This window comes from Deltaproteobacteria bacterium (genome assembly GCA_019310525.1).
In the GTDB taxonomy this organism is placed as follows: Bacteria; Desulfobacterota; DSM-4660; order Desulfatiglandales; family HGW-15; genus JAFDEE01.
Window position 1 is genome coordinate 1 of the sequence record JAFDEE010000014.1, and the last position, 24303, is coordinate 24303.

The 24303-nt window shown below is 54.0% G+C and carries 21 protein-coding genes; 7 read left to right on the top strand and 14 right to left on the bottom strand.

The features are described from left to right. Positions 1-401: 401 nt before the first annotated feature. From JRF57_03790 to JRF57_03805, 4 genes are all read right to left on the bottom strand, one after another. Positions 402-1934, bottom strand: coding sequence for an Rne/Rng family ribonuclease (locus tag JRF57_03790; protein MBW2302818.1), 1533 nt, complete (start codon positions 1932-1934; stop codon positions 402-404). Between the two features lie 59 nt (positions 1935-1993). Continuing rightward, complete coding sequence (locus JRF57_03795; GenBank protein MBW2302819.1) at positions 1994-4510, bottom strand: TIGR03960 family B12-binding radical SAM protein; 2517 nt, start codon at positions 4508-4510, stop codon at positions 1994-1996. Between the two features lie 194 nt (positions 4511-4704). Continuing rightward, the gene (locus tag JRF57_03800; GenBank protein ID MBW2302820.1) at positions 4705-6414 is read right to left on the bottom strand and encodes a PAS domain S-box protein; all 1710 of its coding nucleotides are present in this window, start codon (positions 6412-6414) and stop codon (positions 4705-4707) included. An 11-nt stretch (positions 6415-6425) separates the two neighbouring features. After that, entirely contained in the window at positions 6426-7634 is a 1209-nt protein-coding gene (locus tag JRF57_03805) for a type II secretion system F family protein (GenBank protein MBW2302821.1), read from the bottom strand. Between the two features lie 283 nt (positions 7635-7917). Between JRF57_03805 and JRF57_03810 the strand changes: the two genes are divergently transcribed. Then, on the top strand, positions 7918-8130 hold the full coding sequence (locus tag JRF57_03810) for an acetyl-CoA carboxylase biotin carboxyl carrier protein subunit (protein MBW2302822.1): 213 nt from the start codon (positions 7918-7920) through the stop codon (positions 8128-8130). A gap of 57 nt (positions 8131-8187) precedes the next feature. Then, complete coding sequence (locus JRF57_03815; GenBank protein ID MBW2302823.1) at positions 8188-9738, top strand: acyl-CoA carboxylase subunit beta; 1551 nt, start codon at positions 8188-8190, stop codon at positions 9736-9738. 244 nt (positions 9739-9982) lie between these two features. On the opposite strand, the gene JRF57_03820 is transcribed toward JRF57_03815, so the two are convergent. Both JRF57_03820 and JRF57_03825 read right to left on the bottom strand, forming a co-directional pair. Beyond that, on the bottom strand, positions 9983-10459 hold the full coding sequence (locus JRF57_03820) for a hypothetical protein (GenBank protein MBW2302824.1): 477 nt from the start codon (positions 10457-10459) through the stop codon (positions 9983-9985). A gap of 37 nt (positions 10460-10496) precedes the next feature. Then, on the bottom strand, positions 10497-11639 hold the full coding sequence (locus JRF57_03825; protein MBW2302825.1) for a sodium ion-translocating decarboxylase subunit beta: 1143 nt from the start codon (positions 11637-11639) through the stop codon (positions 10497-10499). Positions 11640-12304: 665 nt separating this feature from the next. Between JRF57_03825 and JRF57_03830 the strand changes: the two genes are divergently transcribed. Both JRF57_03830 and JRF57_03835 read left to right on the top strand, forming a co-directional pair. Further along, positions 12305-13984 (top strand): methylmalonyl-CoA mutase family protein, encoded by a 1680-nt coding sequence (locus JRF57_03830; protein ID MBW2302826.1) that lies wholly within the window; start codon positions 12305-12307, stop codon positions 13982-13984. A 151-nt stretch (positions 13985-14135) separates the two neighbouring features. Next, on the top strand, positions 14136-14534 hold the full coding sequence (locus JRF57_03835) for a cobalamin B12-binding domain-containing protein (GenBank protein MBW2302827.1): 399 nt from the start codon (positions 14136-14138) through the stop codon (positions 14532-14534). Between the two features lie 100 nt (positions 14535-14634). Here JRF57_03835 and JRF57_03840 read toward each other — a convergent pair whose 3' ends face one another. From JRF57_03840 to JRF57_03855, 4 genes are all read right to left on the bottom strand, one after another. Then, entirely contained in the window at positions 14635-15402 is a 768-nt protein-coding gene (locus JRF57_03840) for an enoyl-CoA hydratase/isomerase family protein (protein MBW2302828.1), read from the bottom strand. A gap of 97 nt (positions 15403-15499) precedes the next feature. Further along, the gene (gene oah, locus JRF57_03845) at positions 15500-16651 is read right to left on the bottom strand and encodes a 6-oxocyclohex-1-ene-1-carbonyl-CoA hydratase (GenBank protein ID MBW2302829.1); all 1152 of its coding nucleotides are present in this window, start codon (positions 16649-16651) and stop codon (positions 15500-15502) included. Between the two features lie 74 nt (positions 16652-16725). Next, the gene (had, locus tag JRF57_03850) at positions 16726-17832 is read right to left on the bottom strand and encodes a 6-hydroxycyclohex-1-ene-1-carbonyl-CoA dehydrogenase (GenBank protein ID MBW2302830.1); all 1107 of its coding nucleotides are present in this window, start codon (positions 17830-17832) and stop codon (positions 16726-16728) included. 35 nt (positions 17833-17867) lie between these two features. Beyond that, positions 17868-18620: a 3-oxoacyl-ACP reductase FabG gene (locus tag JRF57_03855; GenBank protein MBW2302831.1), complete on the bottom strand. Its 753-nt coding sequence runs from the start codon at positions 18618-18620 to the stop codon at positions 17868-17870. 417 nt (positions 18621-19037) lie between these two features. Between JRF57_03855 and JRF57_03860 the strand changes: the two genes are divergently transcribed. The 3 genes from JRF57_03860 to JRF57_03870 are packed head-to-tail and all read left to right on the top strand — an operon-like array spanning position 19038 to position 21528. Then, a complete protein-coding gene (locus tag JRF57_03860; protein MBW2302832.1) occupies positions 19038-20246 on the top strand; it encodes an NAD-binding protein in 1209 nt (402 codons plus the stop codon). Beyond that, on the top strand, positions 20243-20746 hold the full coding sequence (locus tag JRF57_03865; GenBank protein ID MBW2302833.1) for a cyclic nucleotide-binding domain-containing protein: 504 nt from the start codon (positions 20243-20245) through the stop codon (positions 20744-20746). Before JRF57_03860 ends, JRF57_03865 begins: the two co-directional genes overlap by 4 nt. Then, positions 20743-21528, top strand: a complete 786-nt coding sequence (locus JRF57_03870; protein ID MBW2302834.1) for a septal ring lytic transglycosylase RlpA family protein — start codon at positions 20743-20745, stop codon at positions 21526-21528. The genes JRF57_03865 and JRF57_03870 overlap by 4 nt, the downstream gene beginning before the upstream one ends. A gap of 32 nt (positions 21529-21560) precedes the next feature. On the opposite strand, the gene coaD is transcribed toward JRF57_03870, so the two are convergent. The 4 genes from coaD to JRF57_03890 are packed head-to-tail and all read right to left on the bottom strand — an operon-like array spanning position 21561 to position 24174. After that, the gene (gene coaD / locus JRF57_03875; protein MBW2302835.1) at positions 21561-22049 is read right to left on the bottom strand and encodes a pantetheine-phosphate adenylyltransferase; all 489 of its coding nucleotides are present in this window, start codon (positions 22047-22049) and stop codon (positions 21561-21563) included. Then, positions 22049-22609: a 16S rRNA (guanine(966)-N(2))-methyltransferase RsmD gene (gene rsmD, locus JRF57_03880; GenBank protein ID MBW2302836.1), complete on the bottom strand. Its 561-nt coding sequence runs from the start codon at positions 22607-22609 to the stop codon at positions 22049-22051. Before rsmD ends, coaD begins: the two co-directional genes overlap by 1 nt. Positions 22610-22636: 27 nt before the next feature. Further along, on the bottom strand, positions 22637-23500 hold the full coding sequence (pssA, locus tag JRF57_03885) for a CDP-diacylglycerol--serine O-phosphatidyltransferase (protein ID MBW2302837.1): 864 nt from the start codon (positions 23498-23500) through the stop codon (positions 22637-22639). Further along, a complete protein-coding gene (locus tag JRF57_03890; protein ID MBW2302838.1) occupies positions 23497-24174 on the bottom strand; it encodes a phosphatidylserine decarboxylase family protein in 678 nt (225 codons plus the stop codon). The genes pssA and JRF57_03890 overlap by 4 nt, the downstream gene beginning before the upstream one ends. Positions 24175-24303 lie beyond the last annotated feature (129 nt).

Sequence of the window (24303 nt, forward strand, 5' to 3'; positions counted from 1 at the left end):
TCAAGGTCAAGGAAGGCGAAGATTTTAACCACAGGAATACATTGAAGTATTTCGAGGATTAAAATCTGAGCCTGACGCAGAGATTGGGCAAAAGGGCCATTTATGGATGGGCACGAATTACAAAAATGCATATCTGCGGTACACCTTACAAGGGAAATCCCGCTGCTTGTCGTCCCGTAGCCGTGACGAAGGCGGAAGATGGGAAAAAAGGGGCCATTTATGGTTAGGCGCTCACTAGATTTTATCCCAGGGGCATAGGGATCTTTAGGAATTATATTGTCCTCTGGTGCACAAAAAAGCAGTGGTTGGAAACCGGGGGGTGGGTTTTTTTGGGGGAAAAGAGGGGGAGTAGAAGAAAGGGTTTTTGAAACTCAAGTGTGATACACGGGATCAGCCATCCCTCAGTCACTGATTTCGTATTGTTCCATATGGAGGTGATCCCTGGGGAGGATAACGATCCGCCTGCCAAGCCGCCTTTCGAGATCCAGGATCGATTCCTGCTCCTCTTCCTTGAGAACATGGTCGATCTCCGGATTCACCTCCACCACGATCTTGTCACCAAGCTCCCGGCACGTATTCTCACGTTCCAGGTCCCGAAATATCTCATAACAAATCGTCCGCTTGGATTTCAGCACCCCCCTTCCTTCGCAATACCAGCAGGGCTCGGTGAGCAGTCGATTCAGGTTTTCACGGGTCCGTTTCCGGGTCATTTCGATCAGCCCCAGCTCCGACATTTTGAGGATATGGGTCTTGGCCTTGTCCTTGCTCAAGGCCCCCTTCAAAGCCATGAAGACCTTCTCCCGATCCGTGGGCTTTTCCATGTCGATGAAATCAATCACGATCAATCCACCGATATTCCTCAACCGCAATTGATAGGCGATTTCTTTCACCGCCTCGAGGTTCGTCTTCAGGATGGTCTCTTCCAGGTTCCTTTTCCCCACGTAGCTCCCGGTATTCACATCGACGGCCGTGAGGGCCTCCGTCAATTCAATTACGATATATCCTCCTGATTTCAACCATATTTTCTTTTCAAGTGCCCGAGAGATCTCCATTTCTATGCCGAAGGAGTCAAACACGGGCTCCTCTCCCTCGTATAGCTCCACTGAATACCTCAGCCTTGGGGCGAAGGTCTCAATGAAGTCCATGACGGCATCGTACTCCTCCCTGGAATCGATGATCAATCGATCTACCTCGTAAGTGAACAGGTCCCTCACGGCCCTCAGGGAAATGGACAAATCCTTGTAAATCAAGCCGGGAGCGGTCTGTTTCGACATCCTTTCCTGGATATCTGCCCAGAGTTTCAAGAGGAAGTCCATTTCGGATTTCAATTTCTTCCGGTCGGCACCCTCGCTGACCGTCCTGACGATAAATCCGAGATGGTTGGGACGGATTTCATGTACGAGACGCCTGAGTCTTTCCCTTTCCTCCTGGTCTTCGATCCGCCTGGAAACCCCCACGTGGTTGACCGTAGGCATCAAGACGAGGTGCCTGCCGGGAAGGGAGATGTGAGAGGTAAGTCTGGCCCCCTTTGTTCCGATGGGCTCCTTGGCTATTTGGACCATGATGTCCTGCCCTTCACAAAGAAGATCCTCGATGTTGAAGGAGATACCGGCCAGGGTATCAGAGGCCTTGTGGAGGGGATCCTGGTGAGGGGATTCCTCGTTGAATCCATCACCCTGGAGCATGCTCCGTTCGATGTCGAGGAAATCCTTGTATACGTCTGACACGTAAAGGAAGGCACTTCGCTCCAGCCCGATATCCACGAAGGCGGCCTGCATTCCCGGCAAGACCCGGACCACCTTTCCCCGGTAGATATTTCCCATGAGTTCCTGGCCGGTCTTTCTTTCGATGTAAAGTTCGGCCACGACCCCGTTTTCCACAAGGGCGACCCGAGTTTCATGGGGTCTTGTATTGATTACGAGTTCACTGGGCATCGAACGATCGTCATCCTTCCTCCCGTGGGGCGGCCCGGTCAAGCAGCCAGCCTCCGATATTAACCCATGACTTGTCTCGTCTTCAATATCTTTATTTTCCTGAGGTCTTTATCTGAAAGGCGCAGGACCTCTTTCAGAATCTCTACAGGTTTGAGTTCCGGCCCCTCCGTATGACGGATCACCATCTTCATGCAGTTCGAGCCGATCCACTGCAAGGAATCCACCACTTTCCTTGCATCCACCATCCTATCTCCTTTGAGACCTTTTTTCTTCACCAGGAAACGATCCTGTTCCATGAAATGACGAAGATCCAATTCATTGATTTTCCACCCTTCGGTGGTTACCACATAGTGACTCTCCTTGAGCCGTTCCCGTTTCTTCAATCCCGTGATCTCCTCGATTCCCAGGATTTTCACACCGGCAGGAAGCTGCCCCTGAATCCTATCTCTCGCTTCCGGGTCGCACATCTTGTCGTCCATGCAATGGATCACTACGGTTTCATGCAGGCTCTCCGTTCCCACGGGAAGTGCGGTAGTAAATGATATTTTCGGCATGGGATGATAGCCCTGGGAGTAAGCCATTTCAATTCCCGCTCTCTTGAATGCCCTTGTGAAGAGCCTCACCAGTTCCAGGTGACTCAGGAACCTGGCCTCGTCCGTCTTGGAAAAGGTGATCCGATAACTCTTTGGGACAAAACCGGGCCGCTCCCGGACTGCCCTTTCTTCGTGGAGAGAGGGAGTCCAGTTCGGAAAGAGAATGGGGTCCACCCGCTCGTGATCGCATACCCCGCATTCCAGGCAACTTGAGCGGCAATCCGGCGTTCCCAGTTCCTGGAGGGCCCTCTTGTATTCTCTTTCGAGAAACCCCCTTTTCACTCCGGTTTGAATATGTTCCCAGGGGAAGACTTCGTCCATGGCCCTCTCCCGGTAAAGGTAGAAATCCGGGTCAAGGCCTGCTGCCTCCACGGCCTTCTCCCACACCTCCCTTTTGAAATGTTCTCCCCAGGCGTCGAATCGGGCCCCTGAACGCCAGGCCGAAACCAGGACCTCCGTGAGCCTCCTGTCTCCCCGGGAAAAGATTCCTTCCAGCCAGCTCATATCGGGTTGATTCCACTTAACCCTAACCCTTCGCTCGCGCTTAAAGGCCCGCTGGACCATTTCGATGCGCCTTCTCCCTTCCTCCAAGGAAATCTGGGGGACCCACATGAACGGGGTGTGTGATTTCGGCACGAAAAGGGCGATACTGATGTTCAATTGCGTCTTTTTCCCCTTGCCCCTGGCCATCCCAAGGACCTCCCTTGAGAGGCGAATGATATCCTCAACGTCTTCCTCTTCCTCTCCGGGCAACCCGACCATGAAGTACAGCTTGATCAGGCGCCACCCCGCCCGGTAGACCTCCCGGGCCGTGTCGAGAATCTCCTGGGTGGAAAGGCCCTTGTTGATGATGCGGCGCATGCGATCGTTCCCGGCCTCGGGCGCCAGGGTGAACCCTGTCTTCCTGACCCGCTTGATCTCTTCGAGCCATTGGGGGTCCAAGCTGTCCACCCTAAGAGAAGGGAAGCTCACCGCCACCTTGAAGCTCGATTGCTGATCCATAAGGGCCTTGAGGAGAGGTCCGATGGAACAATAGTCCCCGGTACTCAGGGAAAGCAGTGAGACTTCCTCGAATCCTGTCAGTCGAAGTGCCTTCTCCGCACATTCCAAAATCTTGCCGGGCTCCCTCTCCCGAACGGGACGATAGATCATCCCCGCCTGGCAAAACCGGCATCCGCGGGTGCAACCCCTCGCGATCTCGATCGCCAGCCGGTCATGGACCAGGGAGGTGAAGGGAACGACCTGGGCAACGGGGAAGGGATGGCGGTTAAGGTCCGGGACCAGGGCCTTTCGTACCTTTTCGAGTCCGGGGACTGCCGATTCGATACGGCGGACGGTTCCGCCCTGACGGTAATGAATCCGGAAGAAAGAAGGGACGTAAAGTCCCTGGATCCCTCTCAGGGCCTCGAGGATTTCCTCTTTACTCCTGACCCCGGACTTTTTCGCCTCCCTGACTCTCTCACAGATCTCTGGAAACGCTTCCTCTCCGTCCCCGATGAGTACTGCGTCAAACAAATGGGCTACCGGCTCGGGGTTGAAGCAGGCCGGCCCCCCCGCGATGACCAAAGGGAAGGGTTTTTCCCGGTCTTTTGTGAAGAAGGGAATCCGGGCCAGGTCCAGCATGGTGAGGACGTTGGAAAAGGAGAGCTCATGCTGAAGGCTGAATCCCAGGATGTCAAAGACGAACAGGGGACGCCCGGTCTCCAGGGTGCATAAGGGGATATCCCGTTCCCTCAGCTCCTCCTCAAGGTCGATCCACGGGCAAAACACCCTCTCACAGGCCAACCACTCGTACCCGTTTAGGATATGATAAAGGATCCTCAATCCCATGTGGGACATTCCCACCTCGTACACATCGGGAAACGCCAAGGCCACGGACAGTTCAACGGAATCGGGATCTTTTCGAACGGAATGGATTTCGTTCCCCAGGTACCTGCTGGGCCGGGTGATCGAAGAGAACCAACTCTGCTCCAGGAAATTCATTTATCCGAATCCTTTCTTGGTAAGCGGAGAATGTACCACACTGCGTCCTACTCTCAAATCATGAAACAGACTTTGCCTTGAATCGAGGCCCATCCTCCGATCCCAAAAGGAGATCCTTGCAAAACGCCCGCTTTTGCATAAGCCTCAAGGTATCCGGGAATGGTCAGGTTCCGGAGACTGGCAGGGCGCTTTTATCAGGAAAGTTTGGAGACGGTGAAGGGGAGGCGGATGATCACCTCAGCACCCCCCCCGGGGTGGTTTTTCCCGTGGACTTCCCCCTTCAGGCCCTCCACGATCCGCTTGACGATGGCCAGTCCGAGTCCTGAACCCTTCGCCTTTGTCGTATAGAAGGGGGTGAAGAGATTCTCAAGGGCCTCTTCCCTGAAACCCTCTCCCGTGTCCCGGATCACGATTTCCGCCATCTCCCGGTGACCCGAGGAGGGGTTTTCTGTGACGGTCTTCCCCGTTCGGACGAGAATGGTTCCGCCCTTGGGCATGGCCTCCACCGCATTCAAATAAAGATTCCAGAGGACCTGCTTGATCTGTTCGGGATCCGACTCGATACTCAGGGGCTCTGTCAGTTCGGTTTTCACCTGGACATGATCCTGCCATCTCTCGGTGTTTCGAAAAAGCTCAAGGGATTCCAGGATCAACTGATTCAGGTCCAGGCGTCGAAAATTGGCGGGTCTCGGCCTTGCGAAGAGGAGAAAATCACTGACCAGGGAATTGAGCCGGTTGATTTCCCTCAAGACGATATCCATCAGCCGTTGATGGATGCTGTCCCGCCCCATCTCTTCCTTAAGCATCTGGACGGAGCCGCTGATGGAGGCCATCGGGTTTCTGATCTCATGGGCAATGCCGGCCGCCAATTCTCCGACCATGGCAAGGCCCTCCACCCTCTTCATCTCGTCCTCGATCTTGCGGATCTCAGTCATGTCCTGGATGACCAGGATCCGCCCCACCTCGCCTGCCTCGGAGAGGTGAAATGTGGAAACGGAGAGGCGAAGGAACCTTTCTTCTCCGTCCTTTCTCTTGAAGGGGAAATCGATGAAGCCGGGAGTAAAAGAAGTTTCGGAATCGCTCCGGCGGGTTTCCTCATTCAGAAGATCTCCCAGAACAGGCAGAACATCCCTGACGGGACGCCCGATGGATTCCCTTGCCGAAATGCCGAAAATGGCCTCCGCAGCAGGATTGAAAAGGATCACCCTCCCCCGGTGATTCAGCGTGATCAGACCCGAGGTGATGCTGCGGATAATTCTTTCATTGAGGGCCTCCAACTTAAGGATATCATTCTGCCGGGCCTTTAATTCGACACTGCCTTTTCTCACCTGCTCGGAGAGGAAGCTGGCCAGGAATGCCACAAGGTAAAATGCGGCGGAATTGACGAGAATGGAATAGAAAATCTCCCCTTCCAGGTAGGCAGGGGGGGAAACCATCCGACTTCCAAAAGGATGGATGATTTCGTAATAATGGAGGGCGAGGAGGAGCCCGTAGAGAAGGCTGCTGGCCGTTGCGATGATGAGACCTCCTCTCCTGTACAGAAGCATGCAGGCATTGATGATGGTTAGGATATAGAGAAAAGAGAAGATGCTGTCCATGCCCCCGGTGGTGTAAATTATCGCGGTCACCAGCCCGGTATCGACCAGGAGCTGGACATAGGCCAGCCTGACGAGGGAGCGCAGGCGCTTCAGGAAAAGAATGTACCAGAAGGTGAGAAAATAAATGACTACGATGAGAAAATAATGGGAGGCCTGGATGGGGCCGAAATAAGTCTGGGTCTGCCTGATCTGCAGGAAGATGGAGGCACCCAACAGGAGGGTGACGAAAAGCACCCTCAAAAACATCAGTTTTTGAAGACGCCTCGCAATCTCCAATCGAGTAGTGTTTGGCGCTGTATCGCCCATTGCACCGGCGACTAACCCATTGCCGCGGCCATCTGGAAAATGGGCAGGTACATGGCGATCACCAGTCCTCCGATTGAACCGCCCAGGAAAACCATGAGAAGAGGTTCCAGCATGGAGGTCAAGGCGGCTACCGCGGCGTCCACCTCGTCGTCATAGAAATCGGCGATTTTGCCGAGCATGGTATCCAGGGCGCCGGTCGCCTCCCCCACGGAAATCATCTGGATCACCATGCCGGGGAAAATGTCGTTTTCAGAGAGGGGCTCCGCGATTGTCTGACCCTCCGCGATGCTTCCTCGCACCTCGAGGATGATCTCCTCAAGGACCACGTTTCCAGAGGTCCTTGCCACGATATCCAGGGCGTCCAGGATCGGAACCCCGCTGGAAATCATGGTTCCCAGGGTTCTCGTAAACCGGGCCACGGCCACCTTTTTAAGGAGCACCCCGAAAATGGGGAGTTTCAGGGCAAGAGCGTCCGTGACCTTCCGCCCTGACTTGGTGGCCCGGTACCTCTTAAAACCGTAAATAAGGGCTGCGATGGCCAAAATCAGCCAAATCACATTGCTCTTGACGAAGCGGCTCATGTTCACCACAAGCTGTGTAGGGGCGGGCAGGCCTGCTCCGAAACTGGAGAACATGTCTTCAAAAACAGGTATCACGAAGATGAGGATAACCGCGATTACGATAATGGCGATCGCCATGACCACGATCGGATAGGTCATAGCCCCCTTGATCTGGCCTTTGAGTTTTTGGGCCTTTTCAATATATTCAGCCAGTCTGCGGAGGATCGTATCCAGGATTCCACCCAGTTCACCCGCCGCCACAAGGTTGACATAAAGATCATCGAACACCTGGGGATGCTTCCGCATGGCATCAGCAAGGGTGGTTCCACTTTCCACATCCCTTGTAATCTCTTTCAATATTTTCTTAAAGGTGGAATTCTCCGCCTGTTCCGCCAAGATAGAAAGCCCTTGAACAAGTGGAAGGCCTGCATCGATCATGGTCGAAAACTGGCGGGTGAAAATGACCAGGTCTTTTGTCGTGACCTTCGGTTGGAGAAAAGAGATATTCTCAAAGAGATCCTTTGGTTTCGGTTTCAGTTTTTTGACGGTGAAATTGCGCTTTTTCAGTTGACTGAGCGCGATTTTCTCGTTGGCGGCCTCGATTTCTCCTTTTAATTTTCTTCCCTTCTTAGTTTCCGCGACCCACAGATATACCGGCATTTGTATTCCTCCTCAGGCCCTTCCTGCAGGCCAAAGGCATTGGCTTTTACCCCACCCATCGGAAATTTCTGACATTGGAAACTAAATTTTACATAATATACAAATATGTTTTTAATGTCAAGGATGGTTATCCCCAACCCTCAGGCCTTGTGACTTGTCTCTCTCCCGCCCGGAGACTTCTTTGTTTCCGAGCTCTGGATCATTTCTTCTTGACAATTGAACCTCGTTCAGTGATATAAGGAGCGCTTACGTCTCTATTTTATCAGCAAAGGAGGATTTTGTTGTGAGTGAAGTTACAGCTCCCATGGGTGGGAAAGTGCTGGATGTCAAGGTGAACGTGGGTGATACGGTCAATGAAGGCGACGAAGTACTGATACTTGAAGCCATGAAGATGGAATTGCCGGTTGTCGCGACGGCATCCGGGACCGTGAAGGAAATCAAGTGTAACAAGGGAGATGCCGTCGAAGCCGAGGCGGTTCTCATCGTCCTGGAATAGTTCGATCCAAATTTTATATACCGGCTCGTCAAAAACCTGTTTCTTGGAGGCTCCCCGATGTCCATTCGGGAAAGGATCGAGGAACTGGAGAAAAGAAACCTCCAGGCGGAACTGGGCGGTGGACAGGCCCGCATAGAACAACAACATGCCAAGGGCAAAATGACAGCTCGGGAGCGGATTGATGCGCTCCTGGACAAGGGCAGCTTCCAAGAGATAGACAAATTCGTGGTGCACCGCTGCCATGACTTCGGGATGGAAAAAAAGAAGATCCCCGGGGACGGTGTGGTAACGGGTTACGGCACGATCGACGGGCGCAACGTGTTCGTCTTTTCTCAGGATTTCACTGTCTTCGGCGGTTCCTTGAGTGGCCCCTTCGGGGAAAAGATCTGCAAGATCATGGACCTGGCCCTTAAGAGCGGGGCCCCTGTCATCGGCCTCAATGATTCGGGAGGAGCCAGGATCCAGGAAGGGGTCGTCAGCCTGGGAAGCTATGGAGAGATCTTTAAACGGAACGTCTGGGCCTCAGGTGTCGTTCCACAGATCTCCGTGATCATGGGTCCGTGTGCTGGGGGAGCCGTATACTCTCCGGCGCTTACGGACTTCATTATCATGGTCAAGAAGACCAGTAACATGTTCATTACCGGCCCCCAGGTCATCAAGGAGGTCACGGCCGAAGAGGTGACCCCGGAAGAGCTTGGGGGGGCCCTCACCCACAACACCAAGAGTGGAGTGGCCCATTTCGCCGAGGATTCCGACCAGGCCGCCCTTGCCAGGGTCAGGGAACTCCTGAGTTACCTTCCCTCCAATTACCGGGAAAAGCCGCCGGTGGTTCCTTGCACCGACAGCCCTGACCGGACGGACGAATCCCTTAACTCCATTGTCCCTGACAATCGAAGATTGCCCTATGACATGAAAGTCATTATTCGATCCGTCCTTGACCGGGACTCCTTTCTGGAAATCCAAGAACGTTATGCCAGGAATATGATCATCGGGTTCGGTCGCCTGAATGGGCATGTGGTGGGAATCGTGGCGAACCAGCCGAAGTTCCTAGCCGGCTGCCTGGACATCGATGCTTCCTTGAAATGCTCTCGCTTCGTGCGTTTTTGTGATTGCTTCAATATCCCACTGATTACCTTTGTGGACGTCCCCGGCTTCCTTCCCGGGGTTCAACAGGAGTACGGCGGCATCATCAAACACGGGGCGAAAATCATCTATGCTTACTGTGAAGCCACCGTTCCCAAGATCACCGTAATCACCAGGAAGGCTTACGGCGGGGCCTATGATGTCATGTCCAGCAAGCACCACGGCGGAGATATCAACTACGCCTTCCCTTCTGCTGAGATTGCAGTCATGGGTGCCAGGGGGGCCGTGAACATTATCTTCCGGAAGGAAATTGCAGAGGCCGATGATCCGGAAGGCACCAGGGAACGCCTGATCAACGAATACAGGAACAACTTTTCCACCGTTTTCAAGGCAGCGGAACTGGGTTATATCGACCAGGTGATCCTCCCCGAAAAAACGCGCCCCTTGCTCATCAAGGCCCTCATGATGCTCAAGAACAAGAGGGAATCCATACCGGAGCGGAGACACGGGAACATCCCACTCTAATGAAGCTCCCCGCTCCAAGCAGCGAGGTAGTATCTTAAGCGGAATGGCGACAGAGTCAATACCGCTTTCGCGCAAAAGGGCTTCGGCGCGCTCACCCGCCATTCCCCCATGTAGCAAGCTTCAGGTATAAAAAACCCCTTCCCCCCACGGGGAGAAGAGGTTTTTGTATCCCGGTAGTTTGACGTCCAGGTCCACGGGAGGAGCGCTGAAGAGAGACCTTTGAAAAACGCCCCCACCCCGGGCGTTAAGCGGCCGTCTTTTTCACGGCCTCGGCCTTCTTTACGGAGCGGGAGATAATACTTCCCGCGATGGACATAGCCAGGAATAAAACCAAAAGGACCACGAAAACACCCACGAATCGCAGGATCAGAGTCCCGATAATCCAGGTCCAATTGTCCTTCATGATGACTATGCGGGTACCTCCATCGACCGGCTCCTTGGAGATGGTTACGGAGTGCCACTTCAAGTTGGAATCATCCTCGATATAAGTGGCATCCTTCCAATCCCGAATTTTGATGTCTTTCAGCTTTTTAAAGGCGTCTTTATAAAATTTTAGGACCTCGTTATGGGTCATGGGAACTGTCATTTCGAGGCGCTTATCCGTCTTCTTGATCAGCTTGCCCCCAGGAACCAACGGAACATCCAGGAAACTTTCCCCACAAATGCCCGGACCGGCCCCAAAGAAAACCAATGAAACCATCACCAGCAATATTTTCTTCATTTTTTATCCCCCTGCGTTTCTTCTTAACGGGTTTGCCCTAGTCGAACATTGCGATAAACATCCCGGCGGCCGCCGCCGAACCGATTACGCCGGCCAAATTCGGGCCGATGGCATGCATCAGCAGGTGATTGGTCTTATCGTAACGAAGCCCTTGCACCTGGGAGACCCGCGCTGCCATTGGAACCGCCGAAACGCCGGCAGACCCGATAAGGGGATTGATCTTCTCTTTCAAGAAGAGGTTCATGATCTTCACCGTGAGTATGCCGCCGACCGTGCAGACTGCGAAATCGATGAGACCCAGACCGAAGATGAACAGCGGTTTCCAGCTAAGGAAGTTATCCGCATGCATTGTAGCCCCTACAGAGATGCCCAAGAATATGGTAACGATATTCATGAGGGCCCCTTGGGCTGTTTCTGTAAGGCGCGCCACCGCACCGCTCTCTTTCATCAGGTTACCCAGCATGAACATGCCCATCAGAGGGGTGACCGAGGGAACGAGGAGGGTGATAATTCCGGCGGTCACCAGGGGAAAGAGCATCTTTTCCTGCTTCGATACAGGCCTGAGCTGCCGCATCCTGATCTTTCTCTCCTCGGCGGTCGTCATGAGCTTCATGATACCCGGCTGAATAAGGGGTACCATGGCCATGTAAGAATAGGCGGCCAAGGCATTCGGCCCCAACAACTGCGGGGCGAGATGCTGCGTCAGGTAGATAGTCGTAGGACCGTCGGCCCCACCGATGATTCCCACGGAAGCCGCCTCCTTAAGAGTGAAACCGGCAAGGACTGTACCGGTGAAGGTAACGAAGACCCCGAGCTGGGCCCCTGCCCCGATCAACAGGGTCTTGGGATTGGCGATGAGGGGCCCGAAATCCGTCATGGCCCCCAATCCCAGAAAAATGATACAGGGGATGACCTCCCATTCGAGCCCGTAATGATAGAAGATACGCAACAGCTCTCCGTGGCCATCGGACCATCCCATGAGGGGAACCAATGGAAAATTGACGATGAAGATCCCGAATCCAATGGGAAGGAGGAGAAGCGGCTCATATTTCTTGGCAATGGCCAGGTACATAAAAAAACACCCGACTCCCCACATGATGACCAGCTTGAAACTGAAATTCATTACTCCAGTGGTGTAGATGATGCCCGACAACATGTCCAGAATTTCATTGGCATTCATGTTCCCGTACTCCCGTTCCAGGTTTTCAAAAGATTAGGGGCCTGAAGGACTCTCTGCCCCGACTGATTGAAATGGACATTACCCTTTTTCCCCGGGGAGTCTTCAGGGGCCTACTCTCTTGTTTACGGAATTCAGCAGGCCTCGCCGACCATTCCCGGTTGCAACTATACGATGCTCCCGTTTTTCAGAACGATCTTGAGAAACAGGCCGATTGCCTGATATTAATTAGTAGTGTCCATCCACAAATGTATTTTGGGCACCGGCCGGGTTTTTAATCCAGAAAGGATCTGTTTTTTTTGCAAGATCAAGGAAACCCGCGGCCTGCCCAAAGGCGGGAGACCAAACAAAGCGCGGAGACGTGCTTTGGAGCATCGCACAACTAATCCCGCACATCGGCTCCCCTTGTCACGCCGTAGCTGTAACCAAGGCGGAAGATTATGAAAAAAGAGCCATTTATGGATGGAAATCAGTTACATTGTAGCCATAATTGAGCTACCAGTCTTTGTCAATAATAAAAATTCACCCATACAGTATTTTAAAGCTAAAAGCACCAACACCGGAAACCTGATCCCTGTCTTGAACCAGGGAATTCACACCTACTCGATGGAGCGCGAGGGGAAGAAAAAACCCCGCGCGCCCGCTATCAACCTTCATGGGGGACAAAAATGACTGAAAAGAACGATTTCAAACGATTACAGGCCAGGCAGGACGCTTGGAACGAAGGCGTCGAAAAAAAACTGGCCAAGTATCCGGAAAGGAAAAAAATATTTTTAAACACTTCCGGTATCCCTGTCAAGCGACTTTATTCTCCCCTCGATACCCGGGACCTTGACTATCTCTCCGGGCTGGGTTTCCCGGGAGAATTTCCTTTCACCCGAGGTGTCCAGCCGACCATGTACAGAGGCCGTTACTGGACCATGCGACAATATGCAGGATTCGCCACGGCCGAGGAATCCAACCGGAGATTTCGCTTTCTCTTGGAACAAGGGCAGACTGGCCTCTCCGTGGCCTTCGACCTCCCAACCCAGATCGGCTACGATTCAGACCACGAAATGGCCATCGGCGAGGTCGGCAAGGTGGGGGTCGCCATCGATTCCTTGGAAGACATGGAGGTCCTCTTTGACGGCATTCCCCTGGACAAGGTGAGCACCTCCATGACCATCAATGCTCCTGCTTCAATCCTCCTGGCCATGTATATCGCGGTCGCTGAAAAGCAGGGGGTGAATCCGGAAAAGCTCAGGGGGACGATCCAGAACGACATTCTGAAGGAATACAGTTCAAGGGGAACTTATATCTTTCCCCCCAAGCCCAGCATGCGTCTAATTACGGACGTGTTCGCTTTCTGCTCTGAGAAAGTCCCCCTGTGGAACACTATCAGCATAAGCGGGTACCATATCCGTGAGGCCGGATCCACAGCCGTCCAGGAGGTGGCCTTCACCTTGGCCAACGGCATCGCTTACGTTCAGGCGGCCCTCGATGCCGGACTCGATGTCGACGCCTTCGGCCCCCGACTTTCTTTCTTCTTCAACGCTCACCTCGACTTCTTCGAAGAGGTGGCCAAATTCAGGGCCGCCAGGCGCCTGTGGAGCCGGATCATGAAGGAACGGTTCGGGGCCAAGAACCCCAGGTCCATGATGATCCGGTTTCACACCCAGACCGCCGGTTGCACACTCACCGCTCAGCAGCCCCAGAACAACATCGTGAGGGTGGCCTTTCAGGCCCTGGCTGCCGTTCTGGGCGGCACCCAGTCCCTCCATACCAATTCCATGGACGAGGCCCTCTGCCTCCCGTCGGAAGAGGCCGTTCGAATCGCCCTCCGGACCCAGCAAATCATCGCCCACGAGACCGGGGTAGCGGACACAGTCGATCCCCTTGGCGGTTCCTATTACATCGAGACCCTAACGGATGAAATCTGCCGGAGAGCCGAGGAGTACATCCGGAAAATTGATGAAATAGGCGGGGCCGTGAGTGCCGTTGAGAAGGGTTTCATCCAGAAAGAGATTCAGGAGAGTGCCTATCGCTATCAAAAGGAAATCGAAAAGGAGGAACGGATCGTCGTGGGACTGAACCGCTACTTGAGCGACGAGGAAAGGCCGGGGCGCCTTCTCAGGGTGAATCCTGCGGTCCGAACAGCTCAAATGGAAAGGCTTGAAAGCCTTAGATCCAAAAGAGACAGCAGAAGGGTACGGCAATGCCTGAAGGACCTGAGAAGGGCCGCCGGGGGAACCGAAAACCTGATGTTCCCTATCCTGGAGGCCGTAAGGGCCTATGCTACCTTGGGGGAAATGTGCAGCGTCTTGAGAGAGGTCTTCGGCGAGTATCGCCAGGTCTCTCCCTTTGCCTAGCCTTCCCCCGACTCAAGGTGTAGTCATGATTTCATGCCACGGCATCCGGTAAAATGGGGGACAGATCCGTCCATGAAGTAATACCCTTTTTTTCCTCGAACAGGAAAGGTTGAAAACCTATCTTTTTCTCAAGAATCACGGAGGTGACAAGGTGAACAACCACAGAAAAATCCGTGTACTGGCTGCAAAGCCCGGACTTGACGGTCATGACAGGGGGATCAAGGTCATTGCCAGCGCGCTCATGGATGCGGGCATGGAGGTCATCTACACGGGACTCCGACAAACCCCCAAGCAAATCGTGGAGGCCGCTATCCAGGAGGACGTGGACGTGATCGCCCTGAGCATCCTCTCCGGTGCCCATGACTATCTCTTCCCCAAGGTTATGGAATTGCTTCGGGAAAGGGGTGCCGACGATATCCTTGTCCTGGGAGGAGGAATCATACCGGAGGAGGATGTTCCTGCCCTCAAGGCCTGTGGGATAGCCGAGATCTTCGGCCCCGGCACTCCCACCACCACGATCATCGATTTCATCCGCTCAAGGGTCAAGTGAAGTTCCGACTGATCCTGAAATAAAAACAGCCCCCCTTCTCCCCGGCAAGGGGAGACGAGGGGCCGCAATAGATTTATATTCGGTTAGAAAAAGGATTCCTTTATTCGTTCTTCCAGACCGGCTTTCGTTTTTCCAGGAAGGCCTTCAATCCTTCCATTGCATCGTGGCTGGTCATTAGTTCGTCCAGGTAAATCTTCTCGATGGCCTGGAGCGAGGGCTCCAGGTCGTCCATCAACCCGACCATGATCGCCTTCTTGGTTTTCCTCAAGACCTCCGCGCTCAGGCCGAGATATGGTTTGATGAATTCCTCGGTTGCTGATTCCAGTTCCTCCTTTGAAACCACCTTGTTGACCAGCCCCATGGCCCTGGCCTCCTCCGCCGAGATAATCCTGCCGCTCAGGATAAGATCCATGGCCGCCTTACGCCCCATGATCCGGGGCATGATATGGGCGGCGATAGGGGGAAACACCCCCACCTGGATCTCGGGCTGGCCGAACTTGGCACCTTCTTCGGCGATAACCAAGTCGCAGAATACAGCCAATTCGCACCCGCCTCCCAGGCACGAGCTGAACACGGATGCCACAGTGGGGATCCCCAGCCTGTCCATCAGCCGGAACATCTTGTGAAAGGCCTCGATCATCTTAGGGGCCAAATCGCCCATATGCTCGCCGACGTCCACGCCCGCGGAGAAACACTTGCCCTTGGCGTTGAAAAGTACGATCTTCAGGTCTTTCTGCCCCTGCCAGGATTCAAGGACCCCGTTGATCTCGTTCATCATGGCGATATTCAGGACATTAACAGGGGGCCTGTTGAGGGTGATGGTCCCCAGCCCGTCCTTCAATTCGACCTCGATGTGTTCGTATCCCATGACCTATCCACTCCTTTCCATCAAACAAAAAGGGCAGGCGGGCCTGCCGTTCCGGCCCTGCCTGCCATGGTCAAACACAGAAAAGAGACCACCCGGACTACTTCTGAGGTTTCCCAAGCACCTCTGCATACATATTGTAGTCCCAGATCTTGCAGTCTGCGATGTTCTGGCGGAACTTGATGAAGTCGATGGTGTCCATGCCGGTGATCTTTTTGGTGTTGAAGGCCGCGAACCCAAGGAAGGCCTCCCCGGCCATGTTGGCCGCCAGCCAGTGCCTGTTGTAGTTTTTGGAGTAATCCCAGAAGAATTTCTTCTTGGCCCGGACCGAGTCGATGGACTTGATCAGGCACCCGGGGAAGAGGTTGGTGAAGGTCCACACGATCTTGTCCACTTCCCTGTCAAGCAGTTCGAAATCGGCCTTGTCCTGGTACTCCTTCAAGATGGCCCTGCCTTCCTTGAAGGCCTCGCCGGTCTTGAATTCGCCGTACACGATCTCGCCGTCCCTGACGTAGGTCTCGGTCTCCACCGTAGGATTGCGCACCCACTTGCCGTCGATCTTGAGGACGGGCACCACCTTGCTGATGAGGTTCTTGGCCTTCATCTTGTAAGCCGACCACATCTCGCAAGAGACGCAGTTCCACATAGCATCTTCCATGTTGAGGAACCAGGGCAGGAAGTCGGAGGAACCGCCGTCCGGCGCGGAACCGTGTCTGGGTCCTGCCTGGCCGAAGATGGCCAGATCCGAAGAGATGGCGATATCGCAAGCCATTCCGATCTCCTGGCCGCCGGCCACCCTCATTCCGTTAACCCGGCAGATGACCGGCTTCTTGCACATCAGGATGGAATCCACCATGTGGTTGAACAGCTCCATGTACTGCCCGTACTCATCCGGCCTCATGCTGTAATACTCGCTGTATTCCTTGGTGTTTCCACCCGTGCAGAAGGCATAGGGACCGGTGCCGGTGAAAACCACCGCCACGACGCTCCTGTCCAGGGAGGCGTTTTCAAAGCCGGCGATGACGCCCTTTACCATTTCCGTGGTGTAGGAGTTGTACTGCCTGGGGTTGTTCAGGCGGATCCAGGCCGTATAAAGGCCGTCCACTTCCTTCCCCGTCTTGGGATCGACGATAGGTTTCTTCTCATACACGGTGCAGGGAGCTTCCGTTCCCCAGTGCACATCTGTATGGAGCAAGTGATCCTTTTTTCCGTCTTCTCTTGGTACCCATTCCAAACCACCCGTCAATGACATAGTGTTACCTCCTTATTGTTGTTTTCGTTTGATATGTACCTGCCGTTTCCAATCTTCAGGGAAACGACTCTGCACTAGAAATCGGGAGTCAGGACGATCCGTTTCATAGGAGGCGTTTTGTGCGCCTCGGCGAAGGTCTCCGCAATAGTGCTCATGGGTCGGGTCTCCACGAACTCCTCGATATTGATCTTTCCGTTCAGGACCATGTCCAGGACGATCGGGTAGTACTCCGGCAGGCAACCCCAAGTCCCGATGATCTCCGCATCAAAGGCCATGAGCCGACCGATGGCGTATTCCGTCTTGGCCAGACTGAAGCCCACGACGATCAATTTTCCCGTGAAGCTAAGCAGGGTCAGGGCAATCTCCTGCCCCGCCTTGGCCCCTGTAACCTCGAAGATCTTCCATCCCGTGTTGGGCAGGCCGTTCTCCTTACAGATGCCCCTGAATTCCTTTGAAACCGCCTTTGCATCCTTGTCCGTAGAGTTGATCACGAAATCTGCGCCGAACCGGAGGGCCCTGTCCAGCTTCTCCTGGTTGCGGGCGATCCCGATGACCGTCTTTGCCCCCAGTGCCTTGGCGATCTGTCCCATGTACTGGCCCACTCCACCGGTAATCCCGACGACGACCACATTATCCCCGGGCTGAAGATCCGCCCTCTTGGCCGCCTGGTAAGGCGTTGTGGCCGCATCAGCCACGACCGCCAGGTGTGATAAAGGGATGTCTCCCCGGTTCTTCACCTCACATAGATCAATGGAGGGGACGGGGATATGGCTTGAAAAGCCCCCGTAAATCCCAAGGCTGTTACCGGGCATTTTCTGGCTCAGGCAGCGATTGCCCCGCCCTGTCTTACAAAGGATACACTGCCGGCACGGCATCACGGCCGGGATGATCACCTCTTTCCCGATCCAGGCTTCGTCCCCGGCAACCACGGTTCCCGCGATTTCATGGCCCAGGGTGAGGGGGGGTTTGCTCACAGTGGGAACCCCATCATAAAAATATCCCAGGTCCGTATGGCATACGCCGCAACCCGCGACCTCCACCAGAACCTCGCCGGGCTTGAGTTCGGGGACCGGGATCTCTTTCTTCTCCAGTTTACCCGGAGTGGTTTCTTTGGTTTCTCTGTTGTACACCGTAGGCTGTACCATCTGCCATGTCTGGATTTTATCCGGTATTGCTCCCATTTGTACCCTCCTTCGTGCAAAGTTTGTCGTTTGCGTTAGATCATTCCATAGCCGCCGTCCACGCAAAGGAGTTGGCCGGTTATGTAATCGGCGTCATCGGAGCCCAGGAAAACAAAGGCCGGAGCGATGTCTTTGGCTTCTGCAAAGCGCTTGAGAAGAATCCTGTTCATGTAAATTTCCCTGAGCTTTTCATCCGTCCTTATTTTCTCTGTCATGTCCGTGGCGACGATCCCCAATGAAATGACATTGACGCAAATGTTATATCGCGCCAGTTCCCGGGCCATAGACTTGGTCATGCTGATTACCCCGCCCTTGGCCGCACTATAATTTATCTGCCCTACCGTTCCGACGATTCCCGCAACGGAGGTCACGTTGATGATCTTGCCGGCCTTCTTTTCGGACATGTGGCGAGCGGCGGCCTGGCTGCACAGAAAGGCCCCTTTAAGATGAATATCCACCACCTGATCCCATTGCTCTTCCGTCATCTTGAGCATCATGGCGGGCCGGGTGAATCCTGCGTTATTCACCAGGATGTCGAGTCCTCCCAATTGTTCGACGGCAGCCTGCACAAGATTCTCGGCCTCAGCCTTAACGGCCACGTCGGCCTTGACGGCCACAGCATCGCTGCCGATCTGCTTGATTTCGTTGACCACTTCCATTGCCGCCGTTTCATTGGAGGTGTAATTGACCAGCACCTTCGCACCCTCTTTGGCATACCCGATGGCGATGGCCCTTCCGACACCCCGGCTGCTTCCCGTGACCAAAGCTACCTTATTTTTAAGTTTCATACACTTCTCCCCTTCTATCTATAGTCATACCGAGACCTTCTTGAGCTTGAACAAAATCGAACGTTTTTCAAAGGTCTCATACCAAGGATTTTTTCACTGAGTACGACCGTGAGCAGACAAAATGATTACATTATAACTACATTATAGTTATTCGTGAAAGGTAAATAATTCCGGACATGATGTCAAGAAAAATTGGGAGGCAAAAGAAGGCCCGAAGGCCAAGAAACGAGCGGGCTCCAATCGTGGACGGCCTTCATACCGGTGCATAAAATGGAGTTGATAAACCTTGCTGTTTTGCTAATATGCGTCCATCCATAAATGAGAAAATTTGTGCAAGGTCAAGGAAGGCGAAAATTTTAACCGCCCCGTGAGAGATGCCGAGCGGGACAGGCATCCATACAGAGAAAGAAGGGTACATTGTTCACCGATCCCGGACACTCCTTCTTGTTCAAGGCCGCACGGCAGGTCCGTCAATTCTATGCCTCCTTAAGGAAGCAACGTTTTTTCAAGATCTTCGGAGTGACCTGCGCCCTCATCCTTTACGGGGCACTGGCCATCTTTTTTACCGAGCGATTTTACGAAACCAAGGGCGCCGGCGGGCTCTTCGACGCCCTTTACTGGGCCGTCGTGACCATCGCCACCGTCGGCTACGGGGACATCGTCCCAACCACCACTGCAGGGAAGGTGTTCGCCCTTATGATCATCCTGAGCGGACCCGCCCTTCTGTCCCTCGTTACGGCCTCCATCGCTTCAGCGTTTGTAGAAAGGAAGATCAGGGAGGGCAAGGGATTGGAATCCATAAAAGGAAAAGACCATATCGTTATCTGCGGGTGGAATGAACATGCCGAAACTGTCCTGGAAGGATTGATCTTTCAGACCGGAGGGCACCCGCCAAAAATCGTCTTGATCAACGAGCTTTCCCGCGACGAGGTCCAGTCCATTCAATACCGCTATAAAGAACACGACCTGGTCTTTTTGAGGGGCAACTTCGTGAAGGAGGACGTCCTGGCCAGGGCCGACCTCCCGAGGGCTGCAGCAGCGATCGTCCTGGCGGACACCTCGGGGGGGCACTCCCTTGAAAAGGCAGATGAGCGGACTATATTCGCCACCATGGCGATCAAGTCTATGGCCTCCAAGGTAAGAACCTGTGCTGAACTCATCCACGAGGAAAACCGGGAACATCTCTTGCGCGCCAACGTGGATGAGGTGATCGTTCGCGGAGAATCCGCCGGGTCCCTGATCGCAACAGCGGCTTTGTCGCCGGGGGTAGTCGATTCTGTCAGGCTCCTTGTGGAGAACAGGGACGAAAACAGGTTATGGAGAATTCCGCTTCCAGCCAAATACGTAGGCCGTCCAGCGAGTGAATGTACCGGTTTTCTCAGGGGTAAATACCAGGCCCTTCTACTGGCCGTGGTCCGGGAAAAGGAAAAAATCCGGCTGGAGGACATCCTCACAGGGGATTCCACCTTCGTGGACGATTTTATCAGAAGAAAATTCGAGGAGTCGGGGAAGGATTATTTCAGCGGCAAGAAAGACTTTGCCGTTCAACTCAATCCTCCAGACGATTATCTCTTCCACAAAAACGACTGGCTCGTTGTGGTGTCTAAGAAAAGACCTCGCTTATGAATCTGCTCGCTGCACTGAAGGCTTCCACTCTTTTCAAGGGGCTCGAGGACCGGGAGATCGACGAAGTCCTGAAGATCGCCAGGGAAACCAGGTTTCCCAAGGATTCCTTGATCATGGAGGAAGGAGAAGAAGGCGATACCCTATACATGGTCCTGGAGGGGGAACTGGATGTTTCCAAAAGCCTGACCATGAAATTTGGAGATGACGATTTTCGAACAACCGATAAGGTTCTGACCCGGATTAGGCCGCAAGACCACGAAGTGCTTGGCGAGATGGCCCTGATTTGCCGGGACAAGCGATCGGCCTCGGTCATGGCCAGGACGGACTGCCGGTTGATTGAGATCCGCCGGGATGATTTCATAAGACTTGTGGAAGAGAACCCCCGACTCGGGGTCAAGATTCTGCTGAATTTGTCCGAGCTGCTGATCGGACGGCTCAGGCAATCCAGCGAGGACGTCGTCAAGCTGACCACCGCCCTTTCAATCGCATTGAGCAAATGAGAAAAATCCTTTTGCCGTTGCTGGTTCTTTCCGTCTCCTTTGTCTCCTGTGCGAGGAAGGAAGTTACGAGGCCTCCCCTCCCACCTGCGCCTTCCAAGAGGATCGTCCTTCCCAGGGACAAGACAGGAGCCTACCCCGCGCCTTACGAAGTAGGGGGAAAGAGATACTACCCCCTTCCTGAATCCATTGGATTCGTTCAATATGGAAAAGCCTCATGGTACGGGGACGGGTTCCACGGGCGCCTTACATCCAGTGGTGAACCATTCGACATGCACAAGAAAAGTGCCGCCCACAAAACCCTTCCCCTGGGTTCCCTCGTGAAGGTTACCAATCTCGAAAACGGAAAACATACCATCGTTCGCATCAATGACCGCGGCCCTTTTGTCAAGGACCGCATCATTGATCTCTCCTATGCGGCGGCCAAGGAGATTGATCTGGTCGACAAGGGGGTGGCCGAGGTCAAAATAGTGGCCTTGGCCGAGGAGGTCGGGGAGCAGGGGGAAAAGGGAACTTCACCTCCCGTGGTAAAGGTAGGGAATTTTGGGAGGGGGAAATTCACTGTGCAGGTAGGGGCATTCGAGAATGAGCGGAACGCCCTGGAACTCGCCAGGCGATTAAAGGTCCTCTATGATTACGTCAGGGTCATTGTCCACCGCGCCCGAAACGGAAAGAACTATTACAAGGTGTGGGTGTCCCAATGCGGTACCCTTGAACGGGCGCGGCGCATCGAGAAGGAACTTGAAGAGACCGGTTTCACAGGGGCCTTTATAGTAAGGATCTAAGACTTCAAAGTGTTACCCTCCTCGTGCCCTAATCAGCCGTACCCGTATTTTTCCTTGAGTTTACGGCAGACAATGGAAGGCACCAATCCGCTGATATCTCCCCCAAGACTGGCCGCCTCCTTGATGATGGTGGAACTGGTGTAAAACCACTTGTAGTCGGTCATCAAAAAGACGGATTGGACGTTGCGGTTCAACTTCCGGTTCATGAGCTGCATCTGAAATTCGTACTCGAAATCCGACATTGCCCTCAACCCCCTGAGGATCACGTTGGATTCCTTCTCCACCACGTAGTCCACCAACAACCCGTCGTATGTGTCCACTTCCACGTTGGGAATATCCTTGCAGACTTCCCTGATCATCTCCATGCGCTCGTCCATGGAAAAAAGGGGCACCTTGTTGGGGTTGTTAAGGAGTGCGATAATGACCTTGTCGAATATCTTCAAGGCCCTTGTGATGATACTCAAATGACCGTTGGTGATGGGATCGAAGGTCCCGGGATAAATCACCGTCTGCGTACTCATCAATCATCCTCGTAATGGTAAAGAGTTAGCTTGGTTTCACCGTAATATTTTCTTCCCGCCGTCTCGAGCCGGCCGATCTTCCCGGGAAGTTCGTCCCCCTTTGATGACTCGGCGACCACGATCGATGGAGATGCGAGGATTTCCGCGCTCTGAAGCAATTCCAAAACAGGTGGGAGCAAACCCTTCCCGTACGGGGGATCAACAAATACCAGGTCGAATCTGTCCTCTTTGAGAATCGCCCTGGATTTCAGAACCCGACTGACATCCCCCTTTACCACGACCGAAAAGGCCTCAAACCCGCAGACCCTGAGATTTTTCCTCACAAGACGGACCGATCGAAGTGAACGGTCAACAAACAGGGCCTTGCATGCTCCCCTGCTGAGGGCCTCGATTCCAAGGATTCCGGTCCCGGCAAAAAGGTCCAGGACCCGGGCTTCAGTCATGTCCTGCCCGAGAAGATCGAACATCGCCTCCCTGACCTTGTCCGCGGTGGGCCTGATATCCATCCCCTTCAAGGTCGCGAGGCGTCGCCCCTTCATCCGTCCACCGGTAATCCTCATTCGGCCCCTTCATTCGGTTCCTCAAAGCTAACGCCCCTCAGGGTTCGACCCCCCGGGCGTATCCGTATAATCAATCCCCCCGTCGCCTCCTGGGCTCCCGGTCACCGGGATCACCCTTTCAGGTCCTTCCCTTATTACACCCCGTCCCGCTCGCACTCGTCGCCTGCTGAGCCGGAAAAGGGTCATAGCCGGGCCTGAAATCGTGTAAGCAAGGGTGATCAGGAAGAGCATAAAGGTCGGACGATAGGCTATGACGATCCCCACCAGGATGACGGAGACCAGCATATTGAATGGTTTGCGGTGCCGTATGTCGAACTTTTTGAAGCTCAGGTAACGGATGGTGCTGACCATCAAAAATGAGAGGATATAGATCAGGGTCAAAGCCATGAAGGGTTTGCTCTGAAGGATTCCGCCCATTTCGTTTGCAAAAAGGACCCAGGAAGAAACCAGGGAGGCGGCCGCCGGGATGGGAAGACCCCGGAAGTAATTGGGCTCGACCACGCTTTTCTGAATATTGAAACGCGCGAGTCTGAGGGCTCCGCAAATCACGTACATAAATGCCGCCAGCCATCCCAGCCTCCCGTAAGGGGCAAGGGCCCACTTGAAGGCGAGTATTCCCGGAGCCACGCCGAAAGCGATGAGATCCGACAGGGAATCGTATTCGACTCCGAAATCACTGGTCGTATGGGTAAAACGCGCTACCCTGCCATCCAATCCATCGAAAAGGGCGGAAACAAGAATAGCGATCGCCGCCGCTTCGTACCTATCCTGCATTGAGGCTATGATCGCGTAAAATCCTCCGAACAGGCTGGCGGATGTGAAGAGGTTGGGAAGGAGGTAGATCCCCTTTCTACGGCTGGTCCGGTTTCTCTTTTTTCTTTTCGTACTCATGGCAGATACCCCAGTTTCGTCAGGCCGGCCTTGACCTTCTGGTTTCTTTGGACAAGGACGCGGCTTTCACGGGGAAGGTAGACATCCAGGCGTGATCCGAACCTGATCAGGCCGAACCGCATCCCAGCTTTGACCAGATCGTTTTCCCGGACCCAGCAGGCGATCCGCCGGGCGATCAGCCCTGCGATTTGAACCACCAGGAGTCTTCCGCCATCGGGAGTCTCCAAGGTGATCCGGTTATTCTCATTTTCTTCGGAAGCCTTGTCCAGGTTTGCGGAAAGGAATCTACCCGGGCGATATTGGATCTTACTGATCCTGCCGGTCGTGGGGATCCGGTTCACGTGAACGTCAAAAATCGACATGAAGATGCCCACCTTAAATGCAGGTTCACCGAAAGGATTTTCCCCGTCCTCCAGCGTACGGATCTCAACGACCCTTCCGTCGGCCGGGGCCAGGATCACCTTTTCCTCCACCTCAGCCCTTCGATCGGGATCCCGAAAAAAATAGATTGTGAAAAGGGTGAGAACGGCTGCCAAGATCCCCGGGACCAGCAAGTGAAAAAGCAGACAGGAAAGCGTGATGAGGATGCCTATCAGGATAAACGGAAACCCTTCACGGGCAACGGGCAGCCTGTTATGAATCTTCGTTCTTTCCACCTTTGATCGGGTCTTCATTTCCCGCCGATCCCGTCTCCGGGAATTATAGTCTGGAGTTCGCCTTCAAATCTTCAGGGGGATCACCTTTCCTGGAGAGCCCTGAGACCGCCGTCCCCCTTTGAAAGATCCGTCCGTTTCCACACCGGA

Excerpts from the sequence above, each read along its gene's own strand:
- JRF57_03805 (MBW2302821.1), bottom strand. The coding sequence starts at position 7,634 with ATGCCGGTATATCTGTGGGTCGCGGAAACTAAGAAGGGAAGAAAATTA.
- JRF57_03830 (MBW2302826.1), top strand. The coding sequence starts at position 12,305 with ATGACTGAAAAGAACGATTTCAAACGATTACAGGCCAGGCAGGACGCT.
- had (MBW2302830.1), bottom strand. The coding sequence starts at position 17,832 with ATGGGAGCAATACCGGATAAAATCCAGACATGGCAGATGGTACAGCCT.
- JRF57_03825 (MBW2302825.1), bottom strand. The coding sequence starts at position 11,639 with ATGAATGCCAATGAAATTCTGGACATGTTGTCGGGCATCATCTACACC.
- oah (MBW2302829.1), bottom strand. The coding sequence starts at position 16,651 with ATGTCATTGACGGGTGGTTTGGAATGGGTACCAAGAGAAGACGGAAAA.
- JRF57_03890 (MBW2302838.1), bottom strand. The coding sequence starts at position 24,174 with ATGAAGACCCGATCAAAGGTGGAAAGAACGAAGATTCATAACAGGCTG.
- JRF57_03820 (MBW2302824.1), bottom strand. The coding sequence starts at position 10,459 with ATGAAGAAAATATTGCTGGTGATGGTTTCATTGGTTTTCTTTGGGGCC.
- JRF57_03865 (MBW2302833.1), top strand. The coding sequence starts at position 20,243 with ATGAATCTGCTCGCTGCACTGAAGGCTTCCACTCTTTTCAAGGGGCTC.
- JRF57_03790 (MBW2302818.1), bottom strand. The coding sequence starts at position 1,934 with ATGCCCAGTGAACTCGTAATCAATACAAGACCCCATGAAACTCGGGTC.
- JRF57_03815 (MBW2302823.1), top strand. The coding sequence starts at position 8,188 with ATGTCCATTCGGGAAAGGATCGAGGAACTGGAGAAAAGAAACCTCCAG.
- rsmD (MBW2302836.1), bottom strand. The coding sequence starts at position 22,609 with ATGAGGATTACCGGTGGACGGATGAAGGGGCGACGCCTCGCGACCTTG.
- JRF57_03840 (MBW2302828.1), bottom strand. The coding sequence starts at position 15,402 with ATGGGATACGAACACATCGAGGTCGAATTGAAGGACGGGCTGGGGACC.
- JRF57_03855 (MBW2302831.1), bottom strand. The coding sequence starts at position 18,620 with ATGAAACTTAAAAATAAGGTAGCTTTGGTCACGGGAAGCAGCCGGGGT.
- coaD (MBW2302835.1), bottom strand. The coding sequence starts at position 22,049 with ATGAGTACGCAGACGGTGATTTATCCCGGGACCTTCGATCCCATCACC.
- JRF57_03795 (MBW2302819.1), bottom strand. The coding sequence starts at position 4,510 with ATGAATTTCCTGGAGCAGAGTTGGTTCTCTTCGATCACCCGGCCCAGC.
- JRF57_03800 (MBW2302820.1), bottom strand. The coding sequence starts at position 6,414 with ATGGGCGATACAGCGCCAAACACTACTCGATTGGAGATTGCGAGGCGT.
- pssA (MBW2302837.1), bottom strand. The coding sequence starts at position 23,500 with ATGAGTACGAAAAGAAAAAAGAGAAACCGGACCAGCCGTAGAAAGGGG.
- JRF57_03870 (MBW2302834.1), top strand. The coding sequence starts at position 20,743 with ATGAGAAAAATCCTTTTGCCGTTGCTGGTTCTTTCCGTCTCCTTTGTC.